The sequence below is a fragment of the Streptomyces sp. NPDC046862 genome (assembly GCF_040704615.1).
Lineage (GTDB): Bacteria > Actinomycetota > Actinomycetes > Streptomycetales > Streptomycetaceae > Streptomyces.
On the sequence record NZ_JBEYXP010000002.1, the window covers coordinates 157,494 to 179,898 of the forward strand.

A 22,405-nucleotide genomic window follows, 5' to 3' on the forward strand; every position below is an offset into this window, starting at 1 on the left:
ACACGGCCTGGGGCTCTCCGCTACAGCCACCCCGGACAGCGGGGCGCGGTACTCAGGGCGACGCCGGCGGATACAGCGACCGCGGCAGCTTCGAAGCCGCCGCGGCGTCCAGCAGCCACAGCGTGCGGGAGCGGCCGTGCGCACCCGCCGCCGGGGCCTGGACCTCGCCCGCGCCCGAGAGGGCGATCGTCGCGGCCTGCGCCTTGTCCTCGCCCGCGGCCAGCAGCCACACCTCACGCGCCGCGCGGATCGCGGGGAGCGTGAGGGTGACCCGGGTCGGCGGTGGCTTGGGCGCGCCGTGCACGCCGACCACCGTCCGCTCGGTCTCCCGCACCGCGGGCAGCTCGGGGAAGAGGGACGCCACATGGGTGTCCGGGCCGACACCCAGCATCAGGACGTCGAAGGTGGGGACGGCCCCGTGGTTCTCGGGGCCCGCCGCCCGCGCCAGTTCCTCCGCGTAACCGGCCGCGGCCGCGTCCACATCGGCGCCGTACGGACCGTCCGACGCGGGCATGGCGTGCACGCGCTTGGGGTCCAGCGGTACCGAGTCCAGGAGCGCCTCACGGGCCTGGGTGACGTTGCGGTCCGGGTCGCCCTCGGGCAGGAACCGCTCGTCGCCCCACCACAGGTCCAGCCTGCCCCAGTCGATCGCGTCCCGGGCGGGGGCGGCGGCGAGGGCGGCCAGCAGGCCGTTGCCGTTGCGGCCGCCCGTGAGAACCACCGAGGCGGAACCGCGTGAGGCCTGGGCGTCCACGATTTTCGTGATCAGCCGGGCCGCGGCGGCCTGCGCCATCAGTTCCTTGTCGCGGTGCACGACCAGCTGGGGAGTGCTCACTGCGTCGCCGCCTTCTTGACCGGGGGCATCTGCGCGGGGGACGGCCGGTCGCTGTCGCCGTCCGCGGCGCGCGAGGACGACGGAGGGGCGGGCGGCAGGGCCGGCAGGGACATCCGGCCGGAGGACTCCGACCCTGACCCGGATTCCGCCCCCGACCCTGACCCTGATTCCGCCGCCGGTCCGACCGAGTCCGACGCGTCCGACACCGGCGGGAGCCCGTCCGACACCTCGGACGGCGCGGGCGACGCGGGAGCCGGAACCCTCGGCACGCCCGGCGTGCTCCCGCCCAGCCGGTCCACCCCGAAGCGCAGAGCCGACGCGTACGTGTCGTCGGGGTCGAGCCGCCGCAGTTCCTCCGCGATCAGCTCGGACGTCTCGCGACGCTTGAGCGCCACCGCGCGGTCCGGCTGGCCCTGGACCGCCAGCGTGGCCATCGCCCCGTCCGGCCGGTGCAGCGCGATGGGCCCGCAGGTCGTCTCCAGCCGCACCCCGGTCAGACCGGGCCCGGCGGAGACACCGCGCCGGACGTGCACATGGAGCCGGTCGGCGAGCCACATGGCCAGCAGTTCGACGCTCGGGTTGAACTCCTCGCCCGTCACCTCGGCGGAGATGACCTCGCAGCGCACCTGGTCGAGGGCGGCGGCCAGCACGGAGCGCCACGGCGTGATCCGGGCCCACGCGAGGTCGGTGTCACCCGGCTCGTAGCTGTCGGCCCGGGCCCGCAGCTCGTCGATGGGCTTCTCCGTCGAGTAGCTGTCGGTGACCCGGCGCTGGCCCAGGGCGCCCAGCGGGTCCTTGGCCGGGTCGCGCGGGGCGCCCACCGGCCACCAGACCACGACCGGGGCGTCCGGCAGCAGCAGTGGGAGCACGACGGACTGGGCGTGGTCCGACACCTCGCCGTAGAGCCGCAGCACGACCGTCTCGCCGGTGCCGGCGTCCGCGCCCACCCGCACCTCGGCGTCCAGCCGGGACGACGTACGGTTGCGCAGCGAGCGCGAGACGCGCCGGATGACCACGAGGGTGCGCGAGGGGTGCTCGCGCGAGGCGTCGTTGGCGGCCTTCAGGGCGTCGTAGGCGTTCTCCTCGTCGGTGACGATGACCAGGGTGAGCACCATGCCGACGGCGGGCGTGCCGATGGCTCGGCGGCCCTGGACCAACGCCTTGTTGATCTTGCTCGCCGTGGTGTCGGTGAGGTCTATCTTCATGGCCGGCGCCAGCTCCGTCCTTCTCGCTGCAGCATCTGGTCCGCCTCGACCGGGCCCCAGGTGCCCGCCGGGTACTGCGCGGGCTTGCCGTGCTTGTCCCAGTACTCCTCGATCGGATCGAGGATCTCCCAGGACAGCTCGACCTCCTCGGTGCGCGGGAAGAGGTTCGAGTCGCCGAGCAGAACGTCGAGGATGAGGCGCTCATACGCCTCCGGGCTGGACTCGGTGAAGGACTCGCCGTACGCGAAGTCCATCGACACGTCCCGGATCTCCATGGAGGTGCCGGGCACCTTGGAGCCGAAGCGGACCGTGACGCCCTCGTCGGGCTGGACGCGGATGACGACCGCGTTCTGGCCGAGCTCCTCGGTGGCGGTGGTGTCGAAGGGGGAGTGCGGGGCGCGCTGGAACACGACCGCGATCTCCGTCACACGGCGGCCGAGACGCTTGCCCGTGCGCAGGTAGAACGGGACGCCTGCCCAGCGGCGGTTGTCGATCTCGACCTTGATCGCCGCGTAGGTGTCGGTCTTCGACTGGCGGTCGATGCCGTCCTCTTCGAGGTAGCCGATGACCTTCTCGCCGCCCTGCCAGCCGGCCGCGTACTGCCCGCGCACGGTGTCCCGGCCCAGGTCCTTGGGCAGCCGCACCGCGCCGAGCACCTTGGTCTTCTCGGCGGCGAGCGCGTCCGCGTCGAAGGAGGAGGGCTCCTCCATGGCGGTCAGCGCCATCAGCTGGAGCAGGTGGTTCTGGATGACGTCACGGGCGGCGCCGATGCCGTCGTAGTAGCCGGCGCGGCCGCCGATACCGATGTCCTCGGCCATCGTGATCTGCACGTGGTCGACGTAGGACCGGTTCCAGATCGGCTCGAACATCTGGTTGGCGAAGCGGAGCGCCAGGATGTTCTGGACGGTCTCCTTGCCCAGGTAGTGGTCGATGCGGAAGACCTGGTCCGGGGCGAAGACCTCTTCGACGGTCGTGTTGAGCTCCTCGGCCGACTTCAGGTCGTGGCCGAAGGGCTTCTCGATGACCGCGCGGCGCCAGGACTCGTTCGTCTGGTCGGCCAGGCCGTGCTTCTTCAGCTGCTGGATGACCACGGGGAACGCCGACGGCGGCACGGAGAGGTAGAACGCGAAGTTGCCGCCCGTGCCCTGCGCCTTGTCCAGCTCCTCGATCGTGTCGCGCAGCCGCTCGAACGCGTCGTCGTCGTCGAAGGTGCCCTGCACGAAGCGCATGCCCTGGATGAGCTGCTGCCAGACCTCCTCGCGGAAGGGCGTGCGGGCGTGCTCCTTGACGGCGTCGTGGACCTCCTGCGCGAAGTCCTCGTTGGCCCACTCACGGCGGGCGAAGCCGACGAGCGAGAAGCCCGGTGGCAGCAGTCCGCGGTTGGCGAGGTCGTACACGGCAGGCATCAGCTTTTTACGTGACAAATCGCCAGTGACACCAAAGATGACCAGGCCCGACGGCCCCGCGATACGCGGGAGCCGTCGGTCTGCGGGGTCACGCAGCGGATTGCTGCTCGACAAGGTTTCAGCCCTCCGAGGGGGCGAGGCGCTGAAGCTCCGCCTCGGTCGACTTGAGCAGGTCGTTCCAGGACGCCTCGAACTTCTCGACGCCCTCGTCCTCCAGGAGCTGGACGACCTCGTCGTAACCGATCCCGAGCCTCTCCACGGCGTCGATGTCGGCACGCGCCTGCTCGTACGTGCCCGAAACGGCGTTGCCCCGGATCTCGCCGTGGTCCTCGGTGGAAAAGAGAGTGGCTTCCGGCATGGTGTTCACCGTGTTCGGCGCGACCAGCTCGTCGACGTACAGCGTGTCCTTGTACGCCTTGTCCTTGACGCCCGTCGAGGCCCACAGCGGACGCTGCTTGTTGGCGCCCGCGCTCTCCAGCGCGCTCCAGCGGTCGGAGGACTGTGTCGAATTGTCGGCAGAGCCGAACACCTCCTCGTACGCCTGGTAGGCGAGCCGCGCGTTGGCGACGCCCGCCTTGCCGCGGGCGGCCTTGGCCTCGGGCGTGCCGAGCGCGTCGATCCGCTTGTCGATCTCGGTGTCCACACGGGACACGAAGAACGACGCCACCGAATGGATCTTCGAGAGGTCCAGGCCGCGCTCCTTGGCCTGCTCGAGGCCCGCGAGGTAGGCGTCCATGACGTCGCGGTAGCGCTCCAGCGAGAAGATCAGCGTCACGTTCACGCTGATGCCGCGGCCGATGGTCTCGGTGATCGCGGGCAGGCCCGCCTGCGTCGCCGGGATCTTGATGAGCGTGTTCGGGCGGTCCACCAGCCAGGCGAGCTGCTTGGCCTCGGCGACCGTCGCCTTGGTGTTGTGGGCCAGGCGCGGGTCGACCTCGATGGAGACCCGGCCGTCCTGGCCACCCGTGGCGTCGAACACCGGGCGCAGGATGTCCGCGGCGTCACGCACGTCCGCCGTGGTGATCATGCGGATGGCCTCTTCGACCGTGACCTTGCGGGCGGCGAGGTCCGACAGCTGCTGGTCGTAGCCGTCGCCCTGCGAGATCGCCTTCTGGAAGATCGAGGGATTGGTGGTGACGCCCACGACGTGCTGCTGGTCGATCAGCTCGGCGAGGTTGCCGGACGTGATCCGCTTGCGCGACAGGTCGTCCAGCCAGATCGCGACGCCTTCCTCGGAGAGGCGCTTCAGTGCGTCTGTCATCGAAAATGCATCTCCTACGTGTCGTATATGAGCGTCAGCGCTGGGCGGCCGCGATCGATTCCTGAGCGGCGGCGGCAACGTTCTCGGCAGTGAAGCCGAATTCCCGGAAGAGGACCTTGCCGTCGGCCGAAGCACCGAAGTGCTCCAGCGAAACGATGCGACCCGCGTCCCCGACGTACTTGTGCCAGGTCAGCCCGATCCCGGCCTCGACCGCGACACGTGCCTTGACGGCCGGCGGCAGCACGCTGTCCCGGTACCCCTGGTCCTGCTCCTCGAACCACTCCACGGACGGCATGGACACCACCCGCGTCGGCACGCCCTGCGCCTGGAGCCGCTCACGCGCCTCCACGGCCACGTGCACCTCGGAGCCGGTCGCGATGAGGACGACCTGCGCCTCGCCGCCCTCGGCCTCGAAGAGAACGTAACCGCCCTTCGCCGCGTCCTCGTTGGGCTCGTACGTCGGCACGCCCTGACGGGTCAGCGCCAGACCGTGCGGAGCGCCCTTGCCGAACTCCTTGGTGTAGCGCCCCAGGATCTCGCGCCAGGCGATGGTGGTCTCGTTGGCGTCGGCCGGGCGGACGACGTTCAGGCCCGGGATCGCGCGCAGCGAGGCGAGGTGCTCGATCGGCTGGTGGGTCGGACCGTCCTCACCCAGGCCGATGGAGTCGTGCGTCCACACGTACGTCACCGGCAGGTGCATCAGGGCCGACAGACGCACGGCGTTGCGCATGTAGTCGGAGAACACGAGGAACGTGCCGCCGTAGATACGGGTGTTGCCGTGCAGCGCGATGCCGTTCATCTCCGCGGCCATGGAGTGCTCGCGGATGCCGAAGTGGATCGTGCGGCCGTAGGGGTTCGCCTCCGGCAGCGGGTTGTCCGCCGGGAGGAACGAACTCGTCTTGTCGATGGTGGTGTTGTTGGAGCCCGCCAGGTCGGCCGAGCCGCCCCACAGCTCGGGGACGACCGCGCCGAGCGCCTGCAGCACCTTGCCGGACGCGGCACGCGTGGCGACACCCTTGCCGGCCTCGAAGACGGGCAGGTGCGACTCCCAGCCCTCGGGCAGCCGGCCGGCACAGATCCGGTCGAACTCGGCGGCGCGCTCGGGGTTGTTGGTGCGCCACTCCTGGAGCTGCTTCTCCCACTGGGCACGGGCCTCACGGCCGCGCTCGCCCAACTCGCGGGCGTGGGCGAGGACCTCGTCCGCCACCTCGAAGTGCTGCTCCGGGTCGAAGCCGAGGACGCGCTTGGTGCCCGCGACCTCCTCCTCGCCCAGCGCCGAGCCGTGCGCGGCCTCGGTGTTCTGCGCGTTCGGGGCGGGCCAGGCGATGATCGAGCGCATCGCGATGAAGGACGGCTTGTCGGTGACCGCCTTGGCCTTCTGGATCGCCTCGTACAGGGCGGCCACGTCGAGGTCGCCGTTCTCCTTGGGCTCCACGCGCTGCACGTGCCAGCCGTACGCCGCGTACCGCGCGACGACGTCCTCGGAGACGGCCGTCTCGGTGTCGCCCTCGATCGAGATGTGGTTGTCGTCCCACAGCAGGACCAGGTTGCCGAGCTTCTGGTGACCGGCCAGCGAGGACGCCTCGCCGGAGATGCCCTCCTGCAGGCAGCCGTCACCGGCGATCGCGAAGACGTGGTGGTCGAAGGGGGACTCGCCCGGCGCCGCGTCCGGGTCGAACAGACCGCGCTCGTAGCGGGCGGCCATCGCCATGCCCACCGCGTTGGCGACGCCCTGGCCGAGCGGGCCGGTCGTCGTCTCGACGCCCCTGGTGTGCCCGTACTCCGGGTGCCCAGGCGTCTTCGAGCCCCAGGTGCGGAAGGCCTTCAGGTCGTCCAGCTCCAGGCCGAAACCGCCCAGGTACAGCTGGGTGTAGAGGGTCAGTGACGAGTGGCCCGCGGACAGCACGAACCGGTCACGGCCGGTCCAGTCGGGGTCGGAGGGGTCGTGGCGCATCACCTTCTGGAAGAGGGTGTACGCGGCGGGCGCGAGGCTCATCGCCGTACCCGGATGGCCGTTGCCGACCTTCTGTACGGCGTCGGCTGCCAGGACGCGGGCGGTGTCGACGGCCCGCGCGTCCAATTCGGTCCACGCGAGATCTGTAGTGGTCGGCTTGGTGCTCACCCTGAGTCAGGGCTCCTCTCCACATGTCCATGCCGGTGTTCTCGGCGGCACCGGCCGCTGTCGAGCCTACCCCTGGAAGAACGCGCGTTTTTTCGAGTCGTTCCAGAGTCATTCGGGTGTCACCCCAGAGTCATTCCAGACTGCCGGGACCACCCGGGACTCGCCTCCCGACCGGCGGATTCCGCATGCTGAGACCGGTGGGTTCCGCAGTCGACACGTGAATACGCGCCAAGCCGTCGCCGCGCTCAATCGAGTGGCCTTCGGCTCTTTACGCGAATGCCGTCACACCCCTCACACAGCGCCGGTACTCCCTTCCCGCACCGCCCGCCAACACGACCCCACCCCCACGAAGGGCGCGGTTCGGGCAGCGGATACAGTTCCGTGAGTACGCGCGAGCCTTTACCGGGTGTTCACACCGGTACCGGGTGTTCCACCGAGGCTTGCTGGGATGTCTCTGTCAGGGGTGTACGTGACGGCCGTCGAATCCCGTCCAGCGGGTGGGGGCACCGCCCACGCCCTCAAGGCTGTGGGGGAGCTCGCAGCGAGCACGAGCAGCAGCCGGGGTCAGCGGCCGTTGGGGGCCCGCGTCAAGGCGTTCGTGGCGCTGACCAAGCCGCGGATCATCGAGCTGCTTCTGATCACCACGGTGCCGGTGATGTTCCTGGCGGAACAGGGCGTGCCGGACCTGAAGCTGGTGCTGCTCACCTGCGTCGGCGGCTACCTGTCCGCGGGCGGCGCGAACGCGCTGAACATGTACATCGACCGTGACATCGACGCGCTCATGGACCGCACCTCGCAGCGGCCGCTGGTCACGGGCATGGTCAGCCCGCGCGAGTGCCTCGCCTTCGGCATCACCCTCGCCGTCGTCTCGACCCTCCTGTTCGGCCTGACCGTCAACTGGCTGTCGGCCTGGCTGGCGCTCGGCGCGCTCCTCTTCTACGTCGTCGTGTACACGATGATCCTGAAGCGCCGGACCTCGCAGAACATCGTGTGGGGCGGCATCGCCGGCTGCCTCCCGGTGCTGATCGGCTGGTCGGCCGTCACGAACTCCATGTCGTGGGCGCCGATCATCCTGTTCCTCGTCATGTTCTTCTGGACGCCGCCGCACTACTGGCCGCTGTCCATGAAGGTCAAGGAGGACTACGCGCGCGTGGGCGTGCCGATGCTGCCGGTCGTCGCCTCCAACAAGGTGGTCGCCAAGCAGATCGTCATCTACAGCTGGGTGATGGTCGCCGTCTCGCTCCTCCTTACCCCCCTCGGCTACACGGGCTGGTTCTACACGGCGGTCGCGCTGCTGGCCGGCGGGATGTGGCTGTGGGAGGCGCACGGTCTGATGAATCGCGCCAAGGCCGAGGTGACGGGCGCCAAGCTCAAGGAGATGCGGCTGTTCCACTGGTCGATCACCTACGTGTCGATCCTGTTCGTGGCGATCGCGGTGGACCCCTTCCTCCGCTAGCCGCCCTTCGTTTCGCCGCCGCTCGGGCGGGTCAGGTGGTCAAGGCCACGCGACCCGCCCGTCGCCGTTTGATCTACCCGTGGGTAGCATCTGGACATGGCAGAAACGCAGCAGGTTGACGAGGGCAAGGGCGCGAAGAAGTCCACCAAGGCCGAGCGCACCGCCGCCCGGATCGCCAAGCAGATCGGCTCCTTCTCCAAGGCCCACGGCGGGGCCGAGGCACAGGTCGCGTACATCGGCCAGCGCGGCGCCCGCATCGTGCTGGTGGGCGAGGACGGCGGCTGGGGCGACCTCGTGGCCCCCACCCACGACATCGCCGAGCAGGCCGTCAAGAGGGCCGGAGTCACCGTCCACGAGGACTTCGACGGCGACTTCGCGGCCAAGGTCAGGACGGGCCCGTACGAGTGGACCCGCATGGCGGGGATCCAGCTGGGCGGCCCGAGCAACGGCTGAACCCCTTGTGGGCGGCGTGTCGGCATGCTCCCGGTGCGGGCAGATACGGACATGTGTCCCGACGGTCGCTGATCACGGCGACAACGGGTGCGGGAGTGTCATGACGGAGGGTAGCGTCGCAGTGTCAGTCCGCGAGTCCTTCGAAGGCACGAACCGGCGAACGCCGGGGACACGGTTGTACGTGGCGTCGACCGGACTGTCGTCATCGGACGCTGTCCGATGTGGGTGCCTGTCACCGCACCCGCACCCTCTTCTCTGCGGGAGGGTGGATGCGACCCGTGACCGTCCTGTCGTAGGGGGCAGTCGGGAGCGCGACGAGGTGTGAACGGCCGAGCCGGCGAGCTCAGCTGTTCACGGCCGAGACGGTGACCCGTTAGGACCTGTCGGAGACACGGTCCACTCGCGGGGAGTCCGATGATCGAAACGCCGTCCCTGGTGGACCAGTACTGCCACGGCGTGCTGCGGACGGAGCTGGGTCTCGGCACGTTCGAGACCCACCTCGCGCGCAGCGAGGGCCCGCCCGCGCCCGGCACCACGTTCTTCGACACACAGACCGGCTTCGCCGTACGCCGCTGGTGCCCGCCCCTGCTCGGTCTGGAACCGCACTGCCCGCCCGCCCGATACCTGGCCCGACGCCGTGAACTGGGCGTCCTGGAGGCCGGGCGGCTGCTCCTGCGGGGCAGCGGCATCACCACGTACCTCGTCGACACCGGCCTGCCCGGCGATCTGACGGGCCCCACCGAGATGGCCTCCACGGGCGCGGCAGAGGCCCACGAGATCATCCGTCTCGAACTCCTCGCCGAACAGGTGGCCGACACCTCCGGCACGGTCGAGTCGTTTCTCACCAACCTCGCCGAGTCGGTGCACGGAGCCGCGGCCAACGCGGTCGCCTTCACCTCCGTGGCGGGCGTACGACACGGTCTGGCGCTCGCGCCGGAGCCGCCCGGCCCGGGGGAGGTGCGGGGCGCGGCCGGGCGCTGGCTGGAGGACCGCAGGGTCGGCGGCACGCTCACCGACCCGGTACTGCTGCGCCACCTGCTCTGGGTCGCGGTCGCCTCCGGCCTGCCTCTCCAGCTCCACGCCGGCCTCGGCGAACCCGGTCCACGCGTCGACACCCCGGACCCCGTGCTCCTCACCGGCTTCGCCCGCGCCACCGCCGGCCTGGGCACCGACCTGGTCCTGCTGCACGGCTACCCCTACCACCGCCACACGGCCCACCTCGCCGCGGTCTTCCCGCACGTGTACGCCGATCTGGGCGCCGAACTCGTCCGCACGGGAGCACGCGCGGCCGCCGTCCTCGCAGAGGTCCTGGAGCTGGCGCCCTTCGGCAAGCTCCTCTTCTCCAGCGGCGCCCACGGCCTGCCCGAACTGCACGTGGTGGGCGCCCGGCTGTTCCGGGAGTCGCTGGCGAGGGTGCTGGGGACGTGGGTGGCCGAGGGCTCCTGGTCGCCGGCGGACGCACAGCGGGTGGCGGGACTGATCGCGGCGGGCAACGCGCAACGGGTGTACGGACTGGAGAACCTGCCCAGACTGCACCCATGACCCGAAGCACCGGAACCATCCAGAGCGCCCGAAGCGACGCGACCGACCGCCTCCTCGACCGCTTCCTCGCCGAACTGCGCGACCTGGCCCCCGTCGCCGTGTGGGCCCACGGCTCGCTCGGCGGGGGCGACTACCAGGAGGGCCGCAGCGACCTGGACCTGATCGCGGTCCTGGACGACCCGATCACGGCGAGACGTGTCTGGCGGGTGGCGCGGCTGCACGCCCGCCTGCGGGGCGAGCCACTCGTCGACAAGCTGCACTGCACCTATCTGACCCCCGGGAGAGCGGCAGGGGCGGAGCGGCGGCACCTGACCTGGGCCCACGAGGAACTGTTCAAGCGTCCCGTCACCCCGGTGACCCGGCGTGAGCTGCACACCTTCGGCGTCGTCCTGCACGGGGAGCCGCCCAAGGGCCTGCTGCCTCCGGTACTGGACCACGAACTCACCGAGTTCGTCGTGCGCGACCAACGGGACTTCTGGAGGCGGGAGGTCGACCGGGCGAGCAACTGGACGCAGGACATCTGGGTCGACCTGGCACTCGTCACGTACGCCCGCGCCTCGGTCACCCTCAGGGACGGACGGCTGATCACCAAGAAGGAGGCCCTCGACCTGCTGCCCGGCCTGGGCGCTCCCGTCGAGGTGGTCGAGGACGTCAGGCGGCGCCGGTACGACGGCCGGGGGACCGCGCCGAGCGAGGAGTGGACGGCCCGCAGGGCCGAGCTGACCACGGCGTACCTCGGCCCGGCGATCGACGCTCTCGTACGGGACTGCACGTGAGCCGCGCGCGGCCCCACGCGTGACTCACGCGCGCGTGGGAACCGCTTCCGCCGACGGCTCCGGCACGTCCACGGTGACCTCAGGCCGCTCCCGCAGCGACAGCACCACGCGCAGTGTGGCGATCCACACCAGGCAGGAGCCCAGCATGTGGACGCCCACCAGCACCTCGGGCAGGTCGGTGAAGTACTGGACGTAGCCGATGACGCCCTGTGCGAGCAGGACGAGGAACAGGTCGCGGGTGCGGTGGAGCGGGGCCTTGGGGGAGTCGACCGCCTTGAGGACGAACCACAGGGCGAACGTCAGGGTCACCACGATCCACGCGAGGACGGCGTGCAGCTTGGTGACGTCCTCCCAGTTCACCGGCATGCGCTCCACATCGCTGGAGTCACCCGCGTGCGGGCCCGCGCCGGTCACGACCGTACCGACGGCGATCAGCAGGACCGTCGCGGCGACCAGGAACCACACGAGCTGCTGCACGGCCTTGCCGACCAGCGGGCGCGGCGGGGCGTCGCTCTCCCGCGTGCGCTGCCACATGACGGTCGCGACCGCGATGAGGGCCGAGGTGAGCAGGAAGTGCGCGGCGACCGTGTACGGGTTGAGGCCGACCAGGACGACGATGCCGCCGAGCACCGCGTTGCCCATGACGACCCAGAACTGGGCCCAGCCCAGCCGCGTCAGGCTCCGCCGCCACGGCTTGTGCGCGCGGGCGGCGACGATCGCCCAGCCGACCGCGGCGCACAGCACGTACGTCAGCATGCGGTTGCCGAACTCGATGGCGCCGTGCACGCCCATCGCGCTGGTCGCGGTGAGCGAGTTGTCGGTGCACTTGGGCCAGGTCGGGCAGCCGAGACCGGAGCCCGTGAGGCGCACGGCGCCGCCGGTGACCACGATGACCACCGACATGACGAGTGCGGCGAGGGCCGCCCGCTGAACCGTCCTGTGGGTCGGTGTCCAGCGTTCGGCGATGAAGACTGCGGGGTTGCGCACGAGGGCGGTGGCGTCGGCGCGGGTCACTTTTGGCACGCGCCCCATCGTAGGCCGCCGCTTGTGCACGGTTTCACGAGGGGTGGTCCTCATTCCGCCCGTGGGCTTCCGTCCGTGGCCCACTCGCGACGGAACCGGGGGCTCACTCCCAGCGGAAGAAGCGCGCCGCCGCGCCCAGCCCGAGCACCGCCCACACGGCCAGGATCCCGAGGTCGCCCCACGGCATCCCCGCGCCGTGCTGGAGCACGTCCCGCAGCCCGTCGGACAGGGCCGAGATCGGCAGCAGCCCGAGGACGTTCTGGGCCGCCTCCGGGAACTTGTCCATCGACACGATCACGCCGCCGCCCACGAGCAGCAGCAGGAAGACCAGGTTCGCGGCCGCCAGCGTGGCCTCCGCCTTCAGCGTGCCCGCCATCAGCAGGCCGAGCCCCGAGAAGGCGGCCGTGCCGAGGACCAGGAGCAGGAGCACGGCGAGGGGGTTGCCGTGCGGGGACCAGCCGAGCGCGAAGGCGATCGCCGTGAGGAGGATCACCTGGAGGACCTCCGTGACCAGCACGGAGAGCGTTTTGGCGGTCATCAGCCCCCAGCGGGGGAGCGGTGAGGAGGCCAGCCGCTTCAGCACGCCGTAGCGGCGCTCGAAGCCCGTCGCGATGGCCTGGCCGGTGAACGCCGTCGACATCACGGCGAGTGCCAGGATCCCGGGCGCGAGGAAGTCGACGGCCTCGCCGGAACCGGTGTCGACGATGTCCACGGTGCTGAACAGCGTGAGCAGCAGCGTCGGGATCACGACCGTCAGGAGCAGCTGCTCTCCGTTGCGGAGCAGCATCTTCGTCTCCAGAGCCGCCTGCGCCCCGATCATCCGCGACAGCGGGGCCGCTCCCGGCTTCGGCGCGTACGTCCCGACGGCGCCGGCCCGCGCACCCGTAGTACCCGTACCGACGCTCATGCGCGCAGCTCCTTACCGGTCAGCTCCAGAAAGACGTCTTCGAGGGTGTGCCGCTCCACCGAGATCTTCTCCGGCATCACACCGTGCTGGGCGCACCAGGAGGTGACCGTCGCCAGCAGCTGGGGGTTGACCTTGCCGACGACGCGGTACGCGCCCGGCGTCAGCTCCGCCGCGGTGCAGTCCACCGGGAGCGCCTTCAGCAGGGAGCCCACGTCGAGGCCGGGCCGGCCGGTGAAGCGCAGGGTGTTCTCGGCGCCGCCCCGGCACAGCTCCTCGGGGGAGCCCTGGGCTATGACGCGGCCGGCGTCGATGATCGCGACGTCGTCGGCGAGCTGCTCGGCCTCGTCCATGTAGTGGGTGGTCAGGATGACCGAGACGCCGTCGGCGCGCAGGTCGCGCACGAGGTCCCAGGTCGCCCGGCGGGCCTGCGGGTCGAGGCCGGCCGTCGGCTCGTCGAGGAAGACCAGTTCGGGGCGGCCCACCACGGCCATGGCGAGCGCGAGGCGCTGCTGCTGGCCGCCGGACAGGCGGCGGTACGTGGTGCGCCCGCAGGAGCCGAGGCCGAGCCGCTCGATGAGCGCGTCCACGTCCAGGGGGTGCGCGTGGAGCTTCGCCACGTGGCGGAGCATCTCGTCCGCCCGCGCGCCCGAGTAGACGCCGCCGGACTGGAGCATGACGCCGATGCGGGGGCGCAGGTCACGGGCCTGCCGTACGGGGTCGAGGCCGAGCACGTGGACCGTCCCGGAGTCCGGCTTCCGGTACCCCTCGCAGGTCTCGACGGTGGTCGTCTTGCCCGCTCCGTTGGGGCCCAGTACGGCGGTGACGCCCGCTCTCGCCACCAGGTCGAGGCCGTCCACCGCGGTCTTCCGGCCGTACCGCTTCACCAGGGAACGGACCTGGACCACGGGCTCACTCTGCATGGGCGCCAAGTCTAGGGACGCCGTCGGGGCGCGGGGCGGGCGGGGGCGAAGAGACCCTCCTCACGGGGGCGGTGCACCGGCAGCCACCGCTCCGCGTAGGCCACCGCGTCCGCCACGGGGAACAGCCGCGCGTCCGCCGCTCCGACCCGGCCGCGTACGACGGGACGGTCCCGCTCGAAGTCGTGGCCCAGCTCGTCGAACCGGTCCGAGGTGATCGAGACCTCCGGCACGGTCTCCCAGGCGCCCCCGGGCGCGGGACGGCCGACCTCGACCAGCGGTGTCGGTATCCGGTACTCGGCCAGGTGGAAACTGGTGCACGCGTCGAAGCCCGCGCCCAGCAGCAGGACCCGCGCGCCCGTCCTCTCCAGCTGGGCCAGCGGACTGCGCTCGCCCAGCCGGCAGTCCGGCGCGTGTCCGTCGACGAGCGCCGCCGCGCGCGGCCCGAGCGCCGCGAAGGACGTCTGGGGGTGTGCGCTGCGGTGGGCACCCGGCCAGGTCCGTACGGTCTCCGGGATCACGCCGACCCCGCGTGAGGGCGTGACGAGCGGGTCGTACGCGGGCATGGTCGCCCGGATGGCCGCCCACCACTCCTCGGGCACCGGAGGGTTGCTCCACAGGGCCGGATCCGAGAGGTCGCCGGTCTGGGTGGGGACCACGAGGGTGCCGTCCGGGCCCAGGGCGTCGAGCAGCCCGAGGACGACGGTGACCGCGCCTCCGTTGACCCAGCCGAGCGCGCTGAGGGAGGAGTGGACGAGGAGGGTCTCGCCGGGCTGGACGCCGAGGGAGCGCAGCCCCTCGGCGAGTGAGTCACGGGTGACGAGTGGGCCGGTGGGAGGCGGTGTCGGCATGGTTCGGCAGTTTCCCGCAAGAACCGTGGTGACACCACCCAATTGATCGATCAAGGATCGTTCGCGCAGGTCAGCTCGGCTAGCGGCTTAGGCAAACCTAAGTGACGCACGGCACCGTCGGGCGGTCCGGACGCGGCTTGCTCCGCTCCGAGGAATTACGCAACAATGGCGTTGTGAAAAACGTCGACGAGGCTCGGGGAACCCCCAAGGGGACCCCCCAGGAGGAGCTCGCGACCGGGGAGCGCTCCACGCGCAACCGCGTCGCGCGGTCCATCCTGGACCACGGCCCCTCGACCGTCGCAGCGCTCGCCGAGAGGCTGGGCCTCACCCAGGCGGCCGTACGGCGTCACCTGGACGCACTGGTCTCCGACGATGTCGTGGAAGCCCGCGAGCAGCGGGTCTACGGCGCGCGCACGCGCGGCCGGCCCGCCAAGGTGTTCGCCCTGACCGACTGCGGCCGGGACGCCTTCGACCAGTCCTACGACAAGCTCGCCACGGACGCCCTGCGCTGGATACAGGGGCGGTTCGGCGGGGACGAGGCGGTCGTCGCCTTCGCGCGCGCGAGGATCGCCGAGCAGGCCACCGCGTACCGCAGGGCGATCGAGGCCGCAGCCCCCGAGGAGCGCACCGAAGCCCTGGCCAAAGCCCTGAGCGCGGACGGGTACGCTGCTACGGCGCGTAGCGCACCGGTCGGTGAGCAGCTGTGCCAGCACCACTGCCCTGTCGCCCACGTCGCGGAAGAGTTCCCGCAGCTCTGCGAGGCGGAGACCGAGATCTTCTCCCAGCTGCTCGGAACGCACGTCCAGCGACTGGCGACCATCGCCCACGGCGACGGCGTCTGCACGACGTTCATCCCCAAGATTTCCCACAACGCATCTGCAAGCACGGCCGGGAGGAACCCCGCATGACTCTCCCCACGGAGACTGCCCACCCCGAGCTCGAGGGCCTGGGTAAGTACGAGTACGGCTGGGCCGACTCCGACACCGCCGGAGCTTCCGCCAGGCGCGGTCTGAACGAGGATGTCGTCCGCGACATCTCCGACAAGAAGTCGGAGCCGGAGTGGATGACCAAGCTGCGCCTGAAGGGCCTCAGGCTCTTCGAGAAGAAGCCCATGCCGAACTGGGGCTCGGACCTGTCGGGCATCGACTTCGACAACATCAAGTACTTCGTGCGCTCCACGGAGAAGCAGGCGGAGTCCTGGGAGGACCTGCCCGAGGACATCAAGAACACGTACGACAAGCTCGGCATCCCCGAGGCGGAGAAGCAGCGCCTCGTCGCCGGTGTCGCCGCCCAGTACGAGTCGGAGGTCGTCTACCACCAGATCCGCGAGGACCTGGAGGAGCAGGGCGTCATCTTCCTCGACACCGACACCGCCCTGAAGGAGCACCCGGAGCTCTTCAAGGAGTACTTCGGGACCGTCATCCCCGTCGGCGACAACAAGTTCGCGTCGCTGAACTCCGCCGTGTGGTCGGGTGGCTCCTTCATCTACGTGCCGAAGGGCGTGCACGTCGAGATCCCGCTCCAGGCCTACTTCCGCATCAACACGGAGAACATGGGCCAGTTCGAGCGGACCCTGATCATCGTCGACGAGGGTGCCTACGTGCACTACGTCGAGGGCTGCACCGCGCCGATCTACAAGAGCGACTCCCTGCACAGCGCGGTCGTCGAGATCATCGTCAAGAAGAACGCCCGCTGCCGCTACACGACCATCCAGAACTGGTCGAACAACGTCTACAACCTGGTCACCAAGCGCGCCGTCGCCTACGAGGGCGCGACCATGGAGTGGGTCGACGGCAACATCGGCTCCAAGGTGACGATGAAGTACCCGGCCGTCTACCTGATGGGCGAGCACGCCAAGGGCGAGACCCTCTCCATCGCCTTCGCGGGCGAGGGCCAGCACCAGGACGCGGGCGCCAAGATGGTCCACATGGCCCCGAACACCTCCTCCAACATCGTCTCCAAGTCGGTGGCGCGTGGTGGTGGCCGGACGTCGTACCGCGGTCTCATCGAGATCGGCGAGGGCGCTCCGGGTGCGAAGTCCAACGTGCTCTGTGACGCTCTGCTCGTCGACACCATCTCGCGCTCGGACACCTACCCCTACGTGGACGTCCGCGAGGACGACGTGTCCATGGGCCACGAGGCGACCGTCTCCAAGGTCTCCGAGGACCAGCTCTTCTACCTGATGAGCCGGGGCCTGAGCGAGGACGAGGCGATGGCCATGATCGTGCGCGGCTTCGTCGAGCCGATCGCCAAGGAACTGCCGATGGAGTACGCGCTGGAGCTCAACCGGCTGATCGAGCTGCAGATGGAGGGCGCGGTCGGCTGACCCGCCGCCCGTCCCGTAGTCAACGGCCCGCCCCTGGGCGGGCCGAGGATCGCAACACGTAGGAAGAGAGCAGACCGACAGCCATGGCTGAGGCCCCTAACATCCCGGTGGGCTCCACCACCGCCGGCTCGATCGCCGTCGCGGCCGAGTCGACCGTCGTCTCGCGCATGAGCGCGTCCCCGTCCTTCGATGTGGCGGACTTCCCGGTGCCGCACGGCCGTGAGGAGGAGTGGCGGTTCACCCCGCTGGAGCGCCTGCGCGGCCTGCACGACGGCACCGCCGTCGCGAACGGCACCGGCGTGAAGGTGGACATCCAGGCCCCCGAGGGCGTCACCGTCGAGACCGTCGGCCGCGACGACGCCCGGATCGGCAAGGCGGGCACCCCGGTGGACCGCGTCGCCGCCCAGGCGTACTCCGCGTTCGAGAAGGCCGGCGTGATCACCGTCCCCAAGGAGACGGTCCTCACCGAGCCGATCCGCGTCGCCGTGCACGGCGAGGGCGGCACCGCCTACGCCCACCAGGTGATCGAGCTGGGCGCCTTCGCCGAGGCCGTCGTCGTCATCGACCACACCGGTGACGCCGTGCTCGCCGCCAACGTCGACTACCTCCTCGGCGACGGCGCCAAGCTGACCGTCGTCTCCGTCCAGGACTGGGACGACAAGGCCGTGCACGTGGGCCAGCACAACGCGCTGGTCGGCCGCGACGCGAGCTTCAAGTCGGTCGTCGTCACCTTCGGCGGTGACGTCGTACGCCTCCACCCGCGCGTGAGTTACGCGGGCCCCGGCGGCGAGGCCGAGCTTTTCGGCCTGTACTTCACCGACGCCGGACAGCACCAGGAGCACCGCCTCCTGGTCGACCACAACACCCCGCACTGCAAGTCGAACGTCGCCTACAAGGGCGCGCTCCAGGGCGACGACGCACACGCGGTGTGGATCGGTGACGTGCTGATCGAGGCCAAGGCCGAGGGCACCGACACCTACGAGATGAACCGCAACCTGGTGCTGACCGACGGCGCCCGTGTCGACTCCGTACCGAACCTGGAGATCGAGACCGGCGAGATCGTCGGCGCCGGCCACGCCTCCGCGACCGGCCGCTTCGACGACGAGCAGCTCTTCTACCTGATGGCCCGCGGCATCCCGGAGCACGAGGCCCGCCGTCTCGTGGTCCGCGGCTTCTTCGCCGAGCTGGTCCAGCAGATCGGTGTCGAGGACATCGAGGAGCGCCTCATCGCGAAGATCGAAGAGGAGCTGGAGGCCTCGGTCGCATGACGACCATCGACCCTGCCCGTTTCGTTCGGGCCTGTGGGCTGAGCGAGCTGGAGGAGGACACCCCCAAGCGGGTGGAACTCGACGGCACGCCGGTCTCGGTCGTGCGAACCGAGGGGGAGGTGTTCGCCATCTACGACATCTGCTCGCACGCGAACGTCTCCCTTTCCGAGGGCGAGGTGGAGGACTGCCAGATCGAGTGCTGGCTGCACGGTTCCAGCTTCGACCTCCGCACCGGCAAGCCGTCCGGCCTTCCGGCCACGCGCCCTGTCCCCGTATACCCCGTAAAGATCGAAGGGGACGACGTGCTCGTCTCCCTCACCCAGGAGTCCTGAGGCACCCATGGCAACGCTTGAAATCCGAGACCTGCACGTCACCGTCGAGGCCGACAACGCCACGAAGGAGATCCTCAAGGGCGTCGACCTCACCGTGAAGCAGGGCGAGACGCACGCCATCATGGGCCCCAACGGCTCGGGCAAGTCGACCCTCGCCTACTCGCTCGCGGGTCACCCGAAGTACACGATCACTTCAGGCACCGTCACCCTCGACGGCGAGGACGTCCTGGAGATGTCCGTCGACGAGCGCGCCCGCGCCGGCCTGTTCCTCGCGATGCAGTACCCGGTCGAGGTCCCCGGCGTCTCGGTCTCCAACTTCCTGCGCACCTCCGCCACCGCCATCCGCGGCGAGGCCCCCAAGCTGCGCACCTGGGTCAAGGAGGTCAAGGAGACCATGGAGCGCCTCTCCATCGACCCCTCCTTCGCCGAGCGCAACGTCAACGAGGGCTTCTCCGGCGGTGAGAAGAAGCGCCACGAGATCCTCCAGCTGGAGCTGCTCAAGCCGAAGATCGCGATCCTCGACGAGACCGACTCCGGTCTGGACGTCGACGCGCTCCGTGTGGTGTCGGAAGGTGTGAACCGCGTCCGCGAGAGCGGCCAGGTCGGCACCCTGCTGATCACCCACTACACGCGCATCCTGCGCTACATCAAGCCCGACCACGTCCACGTGTTCGCCGCCGGCCGGATCGCCGAGTCCGGTGGCCCCGAGCTCGCGGACAAGCTGGAGGCCGAGGGCTACGAGGCTTACACGAAGGGTGGCGCATCCGAGTGACACAGCTGCCGGGCCTCCTCGACACCGAGGCGATCCGCAAGGACTTCCCCATCCTGGACCGACAGGTCCACGATGACCGGAAGCTCGTGTACCTGGACAACGCGGCGACCTCGCAGAAGCCGCGCCAGGTGCTGGACGCCCTGAGCGAGTACTACGAGCGCTACAACGCCAACGTCCACCGCGGTGTGCATGTGCTCGCCGAGGAGGCCACGGCGCTGTACGAGGGCGCGCGCGACAAGGTCGCGGAGTTCATCAACGCGCCCAGCCGCGACGAGGTGATCTTCACCAAGAACGCCTCGGAGTCGCTGAACCTCGTGGCGAACATGCTGGGCTGGGCCGACGAGCCCTACCGCGTGGACTCCGAGACCGAGATCGTCATCACGGAGATGGAGCACCACTCCAACATCGTGCCGTGGCAGCTGCTGGCGCAGCGCACGGGCGCGAAGCTGAAGTGGTTCGGCCTCACCGACGACGGCCGCCTCGACCTGTCCAACATCGACGAGGTCATCACGGAGAAGACGAAGATCGTCTCCTTCGTGCTGGTGTCGAACATCCTGGGCACGGTCAACCCGGTCGAGGCGATAGTGCGGCGGGCGCAGGAAGTCGGCGCCCTCGTCTGCGTCGACGCCTCGCAGGCCGCGCCGCACATGCCGCTGGACGTGCAGGCCCTCCAGGCCGACTTCGTGGCCTTCACCGGCCACAAGATGTGCGCCCCGACCGGCATCGGCGTGCTCTGGGGACGCCAGGAGCTCCTTGAGGACCTCCCTCCGTTCCTCGGCGGCGGCGAGATGATCGAGACGGTGTCGATGCACTCGTCGACGTACGCTCCCGCCCCGCACAAGTTCGAGGCGGGCACACCGCCGATCGCCCAGGCGGTCGGACTGGGCGCGGCGATCGACTACCTGTCGTCGATCGGCATGGACAAGATCCTCGCCCACGAGCACGCCCTCACCGAGTACGCGGTGCGGAAGCTGGGCGAGGTCCCCGACCTGCGCATCATCGGCCCCACCACGGCCGAGGACCGGGGCGCGGCGATCTCCTTCACGCTCGGCGACATCCACCCGCACGACGTGGGCCAGGTCCTCGACGAGCAGGGCATCGCGGTCCGGGTCGGTCACCACTGCGCCCGCCCGGTCTGCCTCAGGTACGGAATTCCTGCGACCACGCGAGCGTCGTTCTATCTGTACTCCACGCCGGCCGAGATCGACGCTCTGGTCGACGGACTGGAGCACGTACGGAACTTCTTCGGCTGAGGGGTTGGCGAGCGATCGCATGAAGCTGGACTCGATGTACCAGGAAGTCATCCTGGACCACTACAAGAACCCTCATGGGCGTGGTCTTCGGGATGGCGACGCCGAGGTGCACCACGTGAACCCGACGTGCGGGGACGAGATCACGCTGCGTGTGAAGTACGACGGCACGACGATCAGCGACGTCTCGTACGAGGGTCAGGGCTGCTCGATCAGCCAGGCCTCGGCCTCCGTGCTGAACGAACTGCTGGTCGGCAAGGACCTCGCGGACGCTCAGAAGATCCAGGAGACCTTCCTGGAGCTGATGCAGTCCAAGGGCAGGATCGAGCCCGACGACGCGATGGAGGAGATCCTGGAGGACGCGGTCGCGTTCGCCGGTGTCTCCAAGTACCCGGCCCGAGTCAAGTGCGCCCTCCTCAGCTGGATGGCGTGGAAGGACGCGACGGCCCAGGCCCTGGGCGGAGCCGACGCCGAAAGGAAGACGGCATGAGTGACACCGTGGAGATGAAGCCGGCCTCGGAGGAGGAGCTCCGCGAGGCCCTGATGGACGTCGTCGACCCCGAGCTGGGCATCGACGTCGTCAACCTGGGTCTCATCTACGGCATCCACGTCGACGACGCGAACATCGCGACCATCGACATGACCCTGACGTCCGCGGCCTGTCCGCTGACGGACGTCATCGAGGACCAGGCCAAGTCCGCCACGGACGGCCTCGTGAGCGAACTGCGCATCAACTGGGTCTGGATGCCCCCGTGGGGCCCCGACAAGATCACGGACGACGGCCGTGACCAGCTGCGCGCGCTCGGCTTCAACGTCTGAGGACACCCGCTCGTCCCGCACGTACATGACTGTGGCCCCCGGCGCGCTGCCGGGGGCCACAGTCATGTACAGGTGTCAGCCGCCCGTATGAGGTCAGGCCAGACCCTTCACCAGCTGGAACGCCGTGTCCGCCCAGTACAGGCGGCTGTTCTCCATCGGTTCGAGGCGCACGACGAAGTCCTGGTGGCGCAGGAAGCGGCCGGGGTAGTTGACCGACTCCAGCATGATCGCGTCCGAGGAGAAGGAGCGGCGGGGGCAGAACGTGGCGTCCTGCTCGAACAGCCGCGAGCCGTCGTTGCGGTCGACGCGCAGGACGAAGTTGCGGTGGCGTGCGTAGCGGCCGTCCTCCATGCGGAAGGAGTAGCAGGAGGAGTCCGCGAGGCCGGAGACGACCTTGAAGGACGAGTCCTCCCTGGTCTCGCTTCCGCTGCCGGAGCTCACTCGGTCCAGCCGGATCACGCCGCTCCTCAGGTGCCAGTAGCGGTCCGGGTAGTTGACGGACCGTACGGACTTCCACGACGTGGTCGAGGGCTTGGAGGACGGCGGTTTCTTGCCGGGCGCCTTCGACGCCGACTTCGACGTCGACGGATCCGGCTCGGGTTCGGCCTTAGCCCCGCCCTGCTGGGAGTCGGACACGGCCGAGCTCTTCGACGAGGCGGGCTGCGGGGAGGACAGGCCGCTCTTGCCGTCCGGGGCGGTGGCGGCCACGGTGGGCACGATCGGCTCGTCGGCCGTCGTCGTGCGGCCCGTGCGCTCCCGCGCCGCGTTCTCGGTGTGCGGCTCCTGCAGGGCTATCGCGGTCACGCTGCCTATCAGGACCGCCACGGCGAGCACGCCGGCCCCCCAGAGCCTGCGTGTGCCCGGAACCCGGGTCTGATCCGGTG

General features: G+C 69.9%; 22 protein-coding genes. 12 read left to right on the forward strand and 10 right to left on the reverse strand.

Features of this window, described 5'->3' with window-relative positions:
* Positions 1-52 precede the first annotated feature (52 nt).
* From pgl to tkt, 5 genes are read right to left on the reverse strand one after another with little or no spacing between them, the layout of a single operon-like run.
* Entirely contained in the window at positions 53-835 is a 783-nt protein-coding gene (gene pgl / locus AB0959_RS02620) for a 6-phosphogluconolactonase (RefSeq protein ID WP_366824393.1), read from the reverse strand.
* Positions 832-2,040, reverse strand: a complete 1,209-nt coding sequence (opcA, locus tag AB0959_RS02625; protein ID WP_366824394.1) for a glucose-6-phosphate dehydrogenase assembly protein OpcA — start codon at positions 2,038-2,040, stop codon at positions 832-834. The genes pgl and opcA overlap by 4 nt, the downstream gene beginning before the upstream one ends.
* On the reverse strand, positions 2,037-3,560 hold the full coding sequence (gene zwf / locus AB0959_RS02630) for a glucose-6-phosphate dehydrogenase (protein WP_366824395.1): 1,524 nt from the start codon (positions 3,558-3,560) through the stop codon (positions 2,037-2,039). The genes opcA and zwf overlap by 4 nt, the downstream gene beginning before the upstream one ends.
* Positions 3,561-3,564: 4 nt before the next feature.
* A complete protein-coding gene (tal, locus tag AB0959_RS02635) occupies positions 3,565-4,707 on the reverse strand; it encodes a transaldolase (protein ID WP_366824396.1) in 1,143 nt (380 codons plus the stop codon).
* A gap of 34 nt (positions 4,708-4,741) precedes the next feature.
* The gene (gene tkt, locus AB0959_RS02640; protein ID WP_366824397.1) at positions 4,742-6,829 is read right to left on the reverse strand and encodes a transketolase; all 2,088 of its coding nucleotides are present in this window, start codon (positions 6,827-6,829) and stop codon (positions 4,742-4,744) included.
* A 448-nt stretch (positions 6,830-7,277) separates the two neighbouring features.
* Here tkt and AB0959_RS02645 point away from each other — a divergent pair, with 448 nt between their 5' ends.
* From AB0959_RS02645 to AB0959_RS02660, 4 genes are all read left to right on the forward strand, one after another.
* Positions 7,278-8,285, forward strand: coding sequence for a heme o synthase (locus AB0959_RS02645; protein WP_366824398.1), 1,008 nt, complete (start codon positions 7,278-7,280; stop codon positions 8,283-8,285).
* Positions 8,286-8,381: 96 nt separating this feature from the next.
* Positions 8,382-8,738 (forward strand): hypothetical protein, encoded by a 357-nt coding sequence (locus tag AB0959_RS02650; RefSeq protein WP_366824399.1) that lies wholly within the window; start codon positions 8,382-8,384, stop codon positions 8,736-8,738.
* 414 nt (positions 8,739-9,152) lie between these two features.
* A complete protein-coding gene (locus tag AB0959_RS02655) occupies positions 9,153-10,280 on the forward strand; it encodes an amidohydrolase family protein (protein ID WP_366824400.1) in 1,128 nt (375 codons plus the stop codon).
* Positions 10,277-11,056, forward strand: a complete 780-nt coding sequence (locus AB0959_RS02660) for a nucleotidyltransferase domain-containing protein (protein ID WP_366824401.1) — start codon at positions 10,277-10,279, stop codon at positions 11,054-11,056. The genes AB0959_RS02655 and AB0959_RS02660 overlap by 4 nt, the downstream gene beginning before the upstream one ends.
* A gap of 24 nt (positions 11,057-11,080) precedes the next feature.
* On the opposite strand, the gene AB0959_RS02665 is transcribed toward AB0959_RS02660, so the two are convergent.
* From AB0959_RS02665 to AB0959_RS02680, 4 genes are all read right to left on the reverse strand, one after another.
* Positions 11,081-12,088, reverse strand: coding sequence for a COX15/CtaA family protein (locus tag AB0959_RS02665; RefSeq protein ID WP_366824402.1), 1,008 nt, complete (start codon positions 12,086-12,088; stop codon positions 11,081-11,083).
* Between the two features lie 94 nt (positions 12,089-12,182).
* Positions 12,183-12,986: an ABC transporter permease gene (locus AB0959_RS02670; RefSeq protein ID WP_366824403.1), complete on the reverse strand. Its 804-nt coding sequence runs from the start codon at positions 12,984-12,986 to the stop codon at positions 12,183-12,185.
* Positions 12,983-13,906 (reverse strand): ABC transporter ATP-binding protein, encoded by a 924-nt coding sequence (locus tag AB0959_RS02675; RefSeq protein WP_366824404.1) that lies wholly within the window; start codon positions 13,904-13,906, stop codon positions 12,983-12,985. The genes AB0959_RS02670 and AB0959_RS02675 overlap by 4 nt, the downstream gene beginning before the upstream one ends.
* 11 nt (positions 13,907-13,917) lie before the next feature.
* Positions 13,918-14,754 carry an AAC(3) family N-acetyltransferase gene (locus AB0959_RS02680; RefSeq protein ID WP_366824405.1) on the reverse strand — a complete coding sequence of 279 codons (837 nt, stop codon included), beginning with the start codon at positions 14,752-14,754 and terminating at the stop codon, positions 13,918-13,920.
* Between the two features lie 173 nt (positions 14,755-14,927).
* Between AB0959_RS02680 and AB0959_RS02685 the strand changes: the two genes are divergently transcribed.
* The 8 genes from AB0959_RS02685 to AB0959_RS02720 all read left to right on the forward strand — a co-directional run bounded on the left by AB0959_RS02685 (position 14,928) and on the right by AB0959_RS02720 (position 21,521).
* Positions 14,928-15,662, forward strand: a complete 735-nt coding sequence (locus AB0959_RS02685; RefSeq protein WP_366824406.1) for a metalloregulator ArsR/SmtB family transcription factor — start codon at positions 14,928-14,930, stop codon at positions 15,660-15,662.
* Positions 15,659-17,080 (forward strand): Fe-S cluster assembly protein SufB, encoded by a 1,422-nt coding sequence (sufB, locus tag AB0959_RS02690; RefSeq protein WP_366824407.1) that lies wholly within the window; start codon positions 15,659-15,661, stop codon positions 17,078-17,080. The genes AB0959_RS02685 and sufB overlap by 4 nt, the downstream gene beginning before the upstream one ends.
* 83 nt (positions 17,081-17,163) lie before the next feature.
* On the forward strand, positions 17,164-18,348 hold the full coding sequence (gene sufD, locus AB0959_RS02695; protein WP_366824408.1) for a Fe-S cluster assembly protein SufD: 1,185 nt from the start codon (positions 17,164-17,166) through the stop codon (positions 18,346-18,348).
* Positions 18,345-18,680 (forward strand): non-heme iron oxygenase ferredoxin subunit, encoded by a 336-nt coding sequence (locus tag AB0959_RS02700; protein ID WP_366824409.1) that lies wholly within the window; start codon positions 18,345-18,347, stop codon positions 18,678-18,680. The genes sufD and AB0959_RS02700 overlap by 4 nt, the downstream gene beginning before the upstream one ends.
* Positions 18,681-18,687: 7 nt before the next feature.
* Positions 18,688-19,452: a Fe-S cluster assembly ATPase SufC gene (sufC, locus tag AB0959_RS02705; protein WP_366824410.1), complete on the forward strand. Its 765-nt coding sequence runs from the start codon at positions 18,688-18,690 to the stop codon at positions 19,450-19,452.
* Complete coding sequence (locus tag AB0959_RS02710; RefSeq protein WP_366824411.1) at positions 19,449-20,705, forward strand: cysteine desulfurase; 1,257 nt, start codon at positions 19,449-19,451, stop codon at positions 20,703-20,705. The genes sufC and AB0959_RS02710 overlap by 4 nt, the downstream gene beginning before the upstream one ends.
* A 19-nt stretch (positions 20,706-20,724) precedes the next feature.
* A complete protein-coding gene (sufU, locus tag AB0959_RS02715) occupies positions 20,725-21,192 on the forward strand; it encodes a Fe-S cluster assembly sulfur transfer protein SufU (RefSeq protein WP_366824412.1) in 468 nt (155 codons plus the stop codon).
* Positions 21,189-21,521, forward strand: coding sequence for a metal-sulfur cluster assembly factor (locus AB0959_RS02720; RefSeq protein ID WP_366824413.1), 333 nt, complete (start codon positions 21,189-21,191; stop codon positions 21,519-21,521). Before sufU ends, AB0959_RS02720 begins: the two co-directional genes overlap by 4 nt.
* A 93-nt stretch (positions 21,522-21,614) precedes the next feature.
* Here the strand turns inward: AB0959_RS02720 and AB0959_RS02725 are convergent, their stop codons facing one another.
* Entirely contained in the window at positions 21,615-22,355 is a 741-nt protein-coding gene (locus tag AB0959_RS02725) for an AbfB domain-containing protein (RefSeq protein WP_366824414.1), read from the reverse strand.
* Positions 22,356-22,405: the final 50 nt, after the last annotated feature.